Here is a 9,193-nt window from a genome sequence, read left to right as displayed (position 1 = left end):
TTATCGGCCTCCGGTCAGCCGGCTAGGGATTTCGATGAACAACCTGGTGGATTTACACACCTAGGACACCTCGCGGTGCAACTGGCCAAACGTATGGGCGCCCGTGTGTTTGCCGTTGCCTCGGGTGAGGATGGCGTGGCACTCGCCAGGCGACTCGGTGCGGATACAGCAGTCGATGGGCGTAATGAGGATGTGCTGGCCGCCGCCAGTGCGTTTGCTCCCGACGGCATCGATACAGCGCTGCTCACCGCCGGTGGTGAAGCCGCCCAGCGCTCGCTCGAGGCACTGCGCGAAGGCGGACGTGTTGCCTATCCACGAGGTGTTCAACCCCAGCCTGAAGCGCGCCCTGCTATCGAGATCCAGCAGTATGTCGGTGACGATGCCCGCTCGGAGGAGTTCGACAAGCTCAACCGCTTGATTGCATCCGGCCCCTTTGAGGTCCACATCGCTCGTGCCTTTCCGCTGCAACAGGCTGACGAAGCGCACCGCGCCCTCGATGAACACTATCTCGGCAAGCTCGTCCTGAGGTCGAGTTGAGAGAAATCGCAAGGAAAATCGGCGATAAGGGATTCTGTCTCGACAGTTGGCCAACGTTGGAGGTATCCATGCGAGCCATAGTTTTGACCCTCCTGGAGAAGCGGAGACTGTTTTGGCGCTCCGGAATCTATCAATCCCCACTCCACATGCAGACCAAGTGCTCATCCGGGTATCCGCCAGACCCATTCAGCCAGCTGATTTTCTGTTTATTCAGGGGCGTTACAGAATGAAGCCAGAGTGTCCTCAGGCTAATGGGCTTGAGGGCGTAGGGCGATCGTTTCCCGTGGCGCCGACGTTTCATTACTCAATGCGCAAGAGCAACCATGGGATTTGCTTTCAGCTTCACCAGACTTGCTGGCCGTCGCTGGCACCGTCGAGTTAAGTGACGTACAGCAAGCGATTGCTGCTGCACGAAAACCCGCGCAGCCAGGGAAGGCGCTGTTAGTTGGCTGAGCCATCATTCCAGGGGGCTATCTCGATCAGGGGTAAGCCGTTTTCGAGGTCGCCCGGCGCCGGGGGGGGGAGCGCAGCGTGTTGGATTGCTGGTGCCCGTTGGCAAGCGGCGCTCCCACGAAGACCCGCCCGGGGGCACGGAGCCCTGTAGGAGCGATCTTTAGAGCCGGTCCGACGCATCGGCGATCCGCCGCCAAGCGGCGGTGGGGTCGGGGGCGCCGTCAGGTCGCGACTTCCAGGGCGGCGATGCGGGCCAGCGCCTGGTGGCGATGCTCGCCGCACAGGTCGGGGTCGAAGGCGAAACGCTCGCAGACGGCGGGCCGGCGCGGGTCGCCGAACAGTCGGCACAGATTGTCGGCGTCGAGCTGGGCGCAGCGTACTCCGGCGGGCTTGCCTGCCGGCATGCCGGGGATCGCCGAGCTGATCGACGGGGCGATGCAGCAGGCGCCGCAGCCGGGACGGCAGCCGCCGCCGTTGCGGCGCGCGGTCATGGGCGCACCTCCGCGAGGGCCCCCTTGTCGATGCCCTCGAAGGCCTGGACCCGGGTCGCGCGGCCGGTGTCCCGGGCGATCTCGCCGGCCAGCCAGGCGGCGATATGCTCCACGGTGGTGGGCGTGGGCAGCACCACGCAGCGTTCCCGCGGCAGGCTCAGCGCGAAGCGCCCCTGATCGGCCGTGTAGCGGCTGGTCAGGCGGCCGAGAAAGGAGGCCTCGCCCCCCTCGGCGATATCCGCCTCGTCCACCAGGTAGCGATCCGCCAGCTGCCGTGCCCAGTCGGCCTCCAGGTCGGGGCGGCGCTCGCCGTCCTGCCAGACGTGCAGTCGCGAGCGATGGCCGTGGGCGATCCGCTGGCAGTTGCCGGCATGGCGGCGCAGTCCGTGGCTGTAGGTGTACTCGGCGCCCTCGATCGGTTCATCGGTCAGGGTCAAGCGGATATCGCTGACCCGCGCCGGTGGCTGGCGCATCAGCTCGGTGGCCAGCCAGTCGGCCAAGCGATCCGGGGTGATCGTCGGCCAGGGCAGCAGGGTGAAGGCCTGGCGCGGGCCGCGGACCTCCATGGGATAGGGGCTCTCGGTGCGCACGCAGAGACCCTCGGCGCAGTCGTGCACACTGACCCCGGGGGCCTCGGTGGGTACCAGCAGGGTGTGGTCGGCGCCCTGGTCGAGCCGCGACTTGATCCACGGCTTGACCTCGCCGAAGTCGAACAGCATGCCGTCCTCGCCGAGCTCGCCGTCGAGCTCGGCATCCACGCGCCAGCTGGCGCCCATGAGGCCACGCTCGGGACACCACAGGGAGGCATCGAGGTGGGTGAGGCGGTTGACGAAAAGCGTCATCAGTCGATCCCCGCGATCTTGTGGGTCTGCAGTGACAGCCGCCACTGGGGGTGGTCCAGGCAGTAGCTCACGGTCTGGGCCAGCGGGGCGTCTCCCCCGCCCAGGGGAGCGGTGTCCATGGGCTGCAGGAAGAAATGCCGGAAGTCCAGGTCGACGAAGCGCGAAGGCGGGGCGTCGTGCTGGGGATAGACCAGCTTGAGTTCGTCGCCGGTGGTCTGGACGAGGGGCGCGGTGCCCTTGGGACTGACGCACAGCCAGTCGATGCCGGGCGGGGCCGGCAGGGTGCCGTTGGTCTCCACGGCGACATCGAAGCCGCGGCCGTGCATGGCCTCGATCAGGGCACCGTCGAGCTGCAGCAGCGGCTCGCCGCCGGTGAAGATGACCTGGGGAGTGGCCGTGCCGGGGGCCTCGGGCCAGAGCGCGACCAGGTGATCGGCGAGGGCCGCGGCGCTGGCGAAGCGCCCGCCGTGCTGGCCGTCGGTGCCGCGGATGTCGGTGTCGCAGAACCGGCAGGCGGCCCCGGCCCGGTCGGCCTCGCGGCCCGACCAGAGGTTGCAGCCGGCGAAGCGGCAGAAGACGCTGGCGCGCCCGGCCTGGCCGCCTTCCCCTTGCAGCGAGTAGAAGGCTTCCTTGACGCTATACATCGCCGACCTCGTCGCTGTCGGCCTGGTAGGCCAGGGGATCGTGGACGCCGTTGGCGGCGAAGGCCGCCAGCCGCTCGCGGCAGCTGCCGCAGCGCCCGCAGGCCAGGGCCTCGCCGCGATAGCAGGTCCAGGTCTCGGCGTAGTCGAGTCCCATGGCCAGGCCGTCGGCGAGGATCTCGGCCTTGCCGGCCCGCAGGTAGGGCGCATGCAGGCTGACCGGCTCGAAGTTGGCGATGCCGGCCACGGCGTTCATGGCATCGACGAACGCGGGCCGGCAGTCCGGGTAGAGCACGTGGTCGCCGCCATGGGCGCCGTAGTCGACGCGCTCGGCGCCGATGTTGACGGCCTTGGCGATGGCCAGCGACAGCAGGATCATGTTGCGGTTGGGGACCACGGTGTCCTTGAGGTTGGCCTCGGCATAGTCGGCGTCGGGTAGCTCGCGGCCGGCGTCGGTGAGGGCCGAGGCATCGATCAGGCCATGGATGGCGGTGATGTCGACCACCTGGTGAGGCACGCCGAGCTTGTGGCAGACCTCGCGGGCGACGTCGAGCTCGCGGGCATGGCGCTGGCCGTAGTCGAAGGACAGGGCGTGGACCTCGCGGCCCTCGCGCAGGGCGCGGTGCAGCACGGTGTAGGAGTCCATGCCACCGGAGTAGATCACCACGGTGGCCGGTGAAGAAGGTTGCGACATGGGATACCTGTGGGTCGGAGAATTTGCTTAACCGGGGTCCGGTCCGGGAGGCTGCATAGTCTACTTGACCAGAGGGACAAGCGCCAAGCGTGCCAGCCCCACCCCCCACATCCATGGTTCGGCGTACGGCGTGGGGGCTGCTATAATCCGTGCCCCTTCACATCCTGCGCCCTCGCGCGCCATCGTCCTGACAACGGTGATCTCCATGCAAGCCCCCGAACTGCTGTCGCCCGCCGGCACCTTCAAGAACATGCGCTATGCCTTCGCCTACGGGGCGGATGCGGTCTACGCCGGCCAGCCGCGCTACTCGCTGCGCGTGCGCAACAACGATTTCAAGCTCGACAACCTGCACAAGGGCATCGCCTATGCCCACGAGCGGGGCAAGCAATTCTACGTGGCCTCCAACATCGCGCCGCACAACAGCAAGCTGAAGACCTACCTGCGCGACATGGAACCGGTCATCGAGGCCCGCCCCGATGCGCTGATCATGTCCGACCCCGGCCTGATCATGATGATCCGCGAGCGCTGGCCCGAGCAGGTCATCCACCTCTCGGTGCAGTCCAACGTGGTCAACTACGCGGCCGCGCGGTTCTGGCAGCAGCAGGGCATCAGCCGGATCATCCTGTCCCGGGAGCTGTCGCTCGAGGAGATCGCCCAGATCCGCGCCGAGTGCCCCGACCTGGAGATCGAGACCTTCGTCCACGGCGCCCTGTGCATCGCCTATTCCGGGCGCTGCCTGCTGTCGGGCTACTTCAACCACCGCGACCCCAATCAGGGGACCTGTACCAATGCCTGTCGCTGGAAGTACAACACCGTGGCGGCGGCACAGGACGAGACCGGCGACCTGGTGCCGGCCAATTCGGCCCGCGCCCATGCCGCCAGCGGCATCTGGACCCCGGGGCAGGGCGCAGGCATGATCGCTTCCGCCGGAGGCAGCGCCGAGACGGGCACCGCCACCGCCGGCGGCGTGGAGGGCCAGGACGAGCTCTCGGCGCTGATCGAGGACCGCACCCGGCCCGGCGAGCTGATGCCGGTCTTCGAGGACGAGCACGGCACCTACATCATGAACTCCAAGGACCTGCGCGCGGTGCAGCACGTGCCCCGGCTGACCGAGATGGGCGTCACCTCGCTGAAGATCGAGGGCCGCACCAAGTCGGCCTACTATGTGGCGCGCACCGCCCAGGTCTACCGCCGGGCCATCGACGACGCCGTGGCCGGCCGGCCCTTCGACATGCGGCTGATGGACGAGCTCGACAACCTGGCCAACCGCGGCTATACGGAAGGCTTCTATCGCCGCCACGTCCACGACGAGTACCAGAACTACGAGCAGGGCAACTCCGTGGGCGTGCATCAGCAGTTCGTCGGCGAGGTGCTGGGTTACGACCCCGACCGGGGGGTGCTGGAGATCGATGTCAAGAACCGCTTCGAGGTCGGCGACGGCATGGAGCTGATGCTGCCCGGCGGCAACCGCCGCTTCACCCTCGCGCATATCGAGAACCGGCGCGGCGAATCGGTGGGTGCCGCCCCCGGCTCGGGCCATGTGGTGCGCATCCCGGTGCCCGGCGCGCCCATCGCGCCGGAGCGCATCGAGTTCGCGCTGCTGATGCGCGACCTGGGCTGAGCCCCGGCGCGGACGCCGGGCTGGACACCGCCGGTCGCCTTCGGGGAAGCTGGGACCGGCGGGGGCCGCCCGGCCCCCCGATGACATCGACCAGAAGGAACCGGCATGGCCATCATCGAGCACAGCGCCACCCTCCCGGCGCCGCCCGAACGGGTCTTCAGCCTGCTCGAGCGGGTCGAGGACTTCGTCGATTACTCCGACCTGATCCGGGCCATCGAGCCGCTGGGTGGCGGGCACTATCGCTGGCATGTGCACGCGGTCGGCATGGACTGGACCTTCGAGGTGGCGATCACCGAGTCCCGAGCCCCGGAGGTGCTGGCCTGGGAGTCATTGAGCGGCGTCCACAATCGCGGCCGCTATCGGCTCAGCCCGGTGCCCGAGGGCACCGAGGTGGCGCTGACGCTGGAATACGAGATCAAGAACCGCCTGGTGGAGAAGGCGGTCAACCGGGCGGTCCGGCCCCTGGTCAACAAGGTCAGCCAACAGATTCTCGACCGGGTCGAGGCCCGGCTCTAGGCGTCACGCTCAGGGCGAGCCCAGGCGGCCCCGTCGCGTCCGTCGGGCCCGGCGCGAGATCGCTGCCGGCCGCTGGTGGCACGCATCTTGCGGGCCGGGAGCAAGGCGCGTTCGCGAGCTCGCCGACCTCGGCCAGCGGCCGCCCCGGTGGCCTTTCCGCCGCCGTTCCCGCCGGGCCGTCGAGGTCAGGGCTTGCGCAGCGAGGCGTTGAGATGGTCGACCACCTCGGCCCAGTCGGCGTCCTCGGCGATGGCCTCGCGGAGGAACGCCGCCTGGCCCTCGTTCCAGCAGGGGGCATCCGGCAGCGCCACCGATTCCGGGATCGGCGCATGGCGCTCGATGAAGCGCTGGATGGATGCCGGGTCCGAGGCCAGTCCGAGCTGCTCGAAGAGTTCGCTGAAGGGATGATCGGGGTGTTCCATGAGCCACTCCGGCTGCTGCCTTGTGTGCCATTCACTCTAGCCGCTCGCGATGCCGACCGAGGTCGGTGACGTTCAACGCTTCGGCGTCTCGCGTTCTCCCACCAGGGGCGTCAGGAAGCGTCGGCGGCGTTCGGCCTCGTCCAGGGGCTGGGCGAGCAGGTGGACCAGCTTGGTGGCCGCCGCCTCGGGCGTCATGTCGTCCCCCGACAGCACCCCCGCCTCGACCAGCGGGCGCCCGGCGGCGTAGTCGCCGATCGTCACCCCGCCATGGGGGCACTGGCTGATGGCGGCGATCAGCTTGCCTTCGCCGGCGGCCTGGGCCAGCACCCCGGTGATCGCCGGCTGGTCCGGCAGGTTGCCGCCGCCCCAGACCTCCAGCAGGGCGCCGCGCACGCGGTCGTCGAGCAGCCAGGCCTCCAGCTGCCAGGCGGCGATACCCGGCCACAGCACGATGCGGGGCACGCCGCCCTCGCCGAGGGCGGCGTAGTCCGGCAGCTCGAAGCGCGGGGCTCCGCGTTGCTGGCGCTCCAGGCCGCGGGTCGGGTAGAGCACGCAATCCTCGCCCACGCACTCGCCGAGGAGCGGATGGTTGGGGCTGGCGAAGGCGTCGGCCCGGCGGGTCTGCCATTTGCGGCTGCGCACCCCGCGCAGCAGGCGACCGGCGAAGCACAGCGCGACTTCCTGGAGGCGCGGATCGGCGGCGAAGCGTAGCGAGGCCTCGATGTTGGCCAGGGCATCGCTGCCCGTGGCCTCGAGGGGCTGCATGGCGCCGGTCAGGACCACGCCTCGGTCGATGCCCTGGAGCTGGTAGGCCAGGCTGGCGGCGGTCCAGGCCAGGGTGTCGGTGCCATGCAGCACCACGATCCCGGCATGCCGCTGGTAGCGCCCGGCGATCAGCCCGGCCAGCCATTGCCAGTCCCGGGGCGACGCGGCACTGGAGTCGATGGGCGTCGGGAGGGCGATCAGCTCGAAGTCCGGGAGGGCGGCTCGGCGAGCCGGCGGCAGGGTCGCCAGGGCACGCCGCAGCCGCGCCTCGAAGTCGGGGCCGGGCACCAGGCCATCGGGGCCGTCGACCATGCCGAGGGTGCCGCCGGTATAGATCACCAGCACGGGGGAGGCGGGGGCGCTGCTCGTCATGGGGTCTCCTGGCCGGGGCATTGGCGTCATGATACGGGCGTGGCGTCAGTGGGCAAGCGCGCCGGTGACATCGTCGCTGGATCGGCTAGCGGGTCACCAGGCGTCCCTGCGGGTCGGTCTCGAGCCGGCGGTTGCGCCCCGCCAGCAGGGCGAAGCCGGCGGCGGCCACGACGATGCCCAGCAGGGCGGCGGTGATCTGAGCCAGGCTCAGCGCCCGGTCGAGCATCACCCCCACCGCCAGCGGGCCCAGGGCGGCCAGGGTATAGCCGCCGCCCTGGACTAGGCCGGAGAGCTTGCCGGCGAGGCGCGAGTCGGCGGTGCGCAGCACGATCAGGGTCAGCGCCAGGCTGAAGCCGCCCCCCTGGCCGAGGCCGAGCAGCACCACCCCCGTCCAGCGCCAGGCCGCCGGGCCCAGCAGCAGCAGCCACAGGCCGCTGCCCACCAGCGACAGCACCAGCAGCAGCGCCGGCCGCTGATCCCGTCCCAGGCGGGCGAGCCCGGGGGCGGCCAGGGCGGCGAACAGCTGAACCATCACCGAGACGCCCATCATCCAGCCGGCCGTGGCCTCGTCGTAGCCGCGTTCGACCAGCAGCCTCGGTAGCCAGCCGAAGACGATATAGGCCAGCGACGACTGGAAGCCCATGAACAGCATCACCTGCCAGGCCAGGGGCTGGTGCAGCAGGGCCCGGGTATTGCCGGTGGGGGCGGGGGGTGGCGGCAGCGTCCTGGGCGTCGGCATCAGCGCCGCCCAGCCCACCAGGGCCAGGGCGGACAGGCCGGACCAGGCCATCAGGCTCGCCGCCCAGCCGTCGAGGCCCTCGGCCAGCGGGATGCTGAGGGCGGCGCCGAGGGCGCCGCCCAGGCACAGCGCCATGGTATAGACCCCGGTCATGAGGTCGGCGCTCTCGGCCAGCTCGCGCTTGACCAGCGCCGGCAGCAGCGTGCCGGCGACGCCGATCGCCGCGCCCGCCAGCAGGGTACCGCCGAACAGCCAGGCGGGGCTCGCCAGGCCACGCAGGGCCAGGCCCAGGGTCAGGGCGAGCAGCGCCAGCGACAGGGTGCGTTCCGCCCCCAGGCGCCGGGACAGCCAGGGGGCCAGGGGGGCGAAGAGCCCCAGGCACAGCACCGGCAGGGTGGTCAGGGCACCGATGGCCAGCACCGGCAGGCCGGCCTGGGTCTCGATGCGCGGCAGCAGGGGCGCGAGGGACGACAGCGCCGGGCGCAGGTTGAGCCCCACCAGGAGCATCAGTGCGATGAACACCAGCGGACGCCGCCGCGACGGAGCGCGTTCAGCGGCCACCCTGGTCATCTTCCCGCCATTCCCGGTGCGGGGCCGGCCGGGCGCGCCGCCGCTGTCGTTCGTTGAAGGCGGCCTCGTCCTCGAGCGCGTTGGCGGCACGGAAGTTCGCCGTGCCGGAGGCGGCACGCTCGCGGTCGGCCCGGCGCCTGATGCCGGAGAGGTCTTCGGTGCTGGTCAGGTGCAGGCGCCCCTGGGTGGTCATCTGGGGGACCAGGCGGCCCTCGTAGGCCCAGCAACGCTGCGGGACCCGGGCGACCCGCCAGTGGCGCCCCCGCCAGTGGGCCAGGCCATCGGCGCCGAGGTGCAGGCCGTCGTGGGGCACCAGGGCGGCGAATACCCGGGCGTTGAGGATCAGGCCGCTGTCGCCCATCTGCACCGGCCCCTGGTAGCGTCCCTCGCTGAGCTCGGCCAGCACCGCCTCGGCCTTGCGCCCGGTGTCGAGGCGACCCTCGCCGCAGAGGTGGATGAGGTCAGGGTCGATCTGCTTGATGATCCAGACGCGCACGGGCGTCCGGCCAAAGAGTTTCTTCCACATGGGC

The 9,193-nt window shown here is 70.2% G+C and carries 11 protein-coding genes; 3 read left to right on the top strand and 8 right to left on the bottom strand.

Translation table 11 applies throughout. The features are described 5' to 3' along the window. Positions 1 to 537, top strand: a 537-nt coding sequence (locus QWY76_RS18130; RefSeq protein ID WP_290312886.1) for a zinc-binding dehydrogenase, incomplete at its 5' end; no start/stop codon positions are given. Between the two features lie 674 nt (positions 538 to 1,211). On the opposite strand, the gene QWY76_RS18125 is transcribed toward QWY76_RS18130, so the two are convergent. The 4 genes from QWY76_RS18125 to queC are packed head-to-tail and all read right to left on the bottom strand — an operon-like array spanning position 1,212 to position 3,658. Further along, positions 1,212 to 1,481 carry a YkgJ family cysteine cluster protein gene (locus QWY76_RS18125; RefSeq protein WP_290312884.1) on the bottom strand — a complete coding sequence of 90 codons (270 nt, stop codon included), beginning with the start codon at positions 1,479 to 1,481 and terminating at the stop codon, positions 1,212 to 1,214. Further along, positions 1,478 to 2,323: a 6-carboxytetrahydropterin synthase gene (locus tag QWY76_RS18120; RefSeq protein ID WP_290312883.1), complete on the bottom strand. Its 846-nt coding sequence runs from the start codon at positions 2,321 to 2,323 to the stop codon at positions 1,478 to 1,480. The genes QWY76_RS18125 and QWY76_RS18120 overlap by 4 nt, the downstream gene beginning before the upstream one ends. Further along, positions 2,323 to 2,967 (bottom strand): 7-carboxy-7-deazaguanine synthase, encoded by a 645-nt coding sequence (queE, locus tag QWY76_RS18115; RefSeq protein ID WP_290312882.1) that lies wholly within the window; start codon positions 2,965 to 2,967, stop codon positions 2,323 to 2,325. The genes QWY76_RS18120 and queE overlap by 1 nt, the downstream gene beginning before the upstream one ends. Next, positions 2,960 to 3,658 (bottom strand): 7-cyano-7-deazaguanine synthase QueC, encoded by a 699-nt coding sequence (gene queC / locus QWY76_RS18110; protein ID WP_290312881.1) that lies wholly within the window; start codon positions 3,656 to 3,658, stop codon positions 2,960 to 2,962. Before queC ends, queE begins: the two co-directional genes overlap by 8 nt. Before the next feature lie 205 nt (positions 3,659 to 3,863). On the opposite strand from queC, the gene trhP reads away from it, so the two are divergent. Then, positions 3,864 to 5,279, top strand: a complete 1,416-nt coding sequence (trhP, locus tag QWY76_RS18105; protein WP_290312880.1) for a prephenate-dependent tRNA uridine(34) hydroxylase TrhP — start codon at positions 3,864 to 3,866, stop codon at positions 5,277 to 5,279. Between the two features lie 105 nt (positions 5,280 to 5,384). Continuing rightward, positions 5,385 to 5,795: an SRPBCC family protein gene (locus tag QWY76_RS18100; RefSeq protein ID WP_290312879.1), complete on the top strand. Its 411-nt coding sequence runs from the start codon at positions 5,385 to 5,387 to the stop codon at positions 5,793 to 5,795. 185 nt (positions 5,796 to 5,980) lie between these two features. On the opposite strand, the gene QWY76_RS18095 is transcribed toward QWY76_RS18100, so the two are convergent. The 4 genes from QWY76_RS18095 to QWY76_RS18080 all read right to left on the bottom strand — a co-directional run bounded on the left by QWY76_RS18095 (position 5,981) and on the right by QWY76_RS18080 (position 9,189). After that, complete coding sequence (locus QWY76_RS18095) at positions 5,981 to 6,217, bottom strand: DUF2789 domain-containing protein (RefSeq protein ID WP_290312878.1); 237 nt, start codon at positions 6,215 to 6,217, stop codon at positions 5,981 to 5,983. Between the two features lie 72 nt (positions 6,218 to 6,289). Further along, entirely contained in the window at positions 6,290 to 7,354 is a 1,065-nt protein-coding gene (locus QWY76_RS18090) for an asparaginase (protein ID WP_290312877.1), read from the bottom strand. 85 nt (positions 7,355 to 7,439) lie between these two features. Next, positions 7,440 to 8,663: an MFS transporter gene (locus QWY76_RS18085; RefSeq protein ID WP_435389001.1), complete on the bottom strand. Its 1,224-nt coding sequence runs from the start codon at positions 8,661 to 8,663 to the stop codon at positions 7,440 to 7,442. After that, positions 8,644 to 9,189 carry a hypothetical protein gene (locus QWY76_RS18080; protein ID WP_290312876.1) on the bottom strand — a complete coding sequence of 182 codons (546 nt, stop codon included), beginning with the start codon at positions 9,187 to 9,189 and terminating at the stop codon, positions 8,644 to 8,646. The genes QWY76_RS18085 and QWY76_RS18080 overlap by 20 nt, the downstream gene beginning before the upstream one ends. Positions 9,190 to 9,193 lie beyond the last annotated feature (4 nt).

The organism is Halomonas maura (assembly GCF_030409305.1).
In the GTDB taxonomy this organism is placed as follows: Bacteria; Pseudomonadota; Gammaproteobacteria; order Pseudomonadales; family Halomonadaceae; genus Halomonas; species Halomonas maura.
This window is presented reverse-complemented; position numbering and strand designations above follow the sequence as displayed.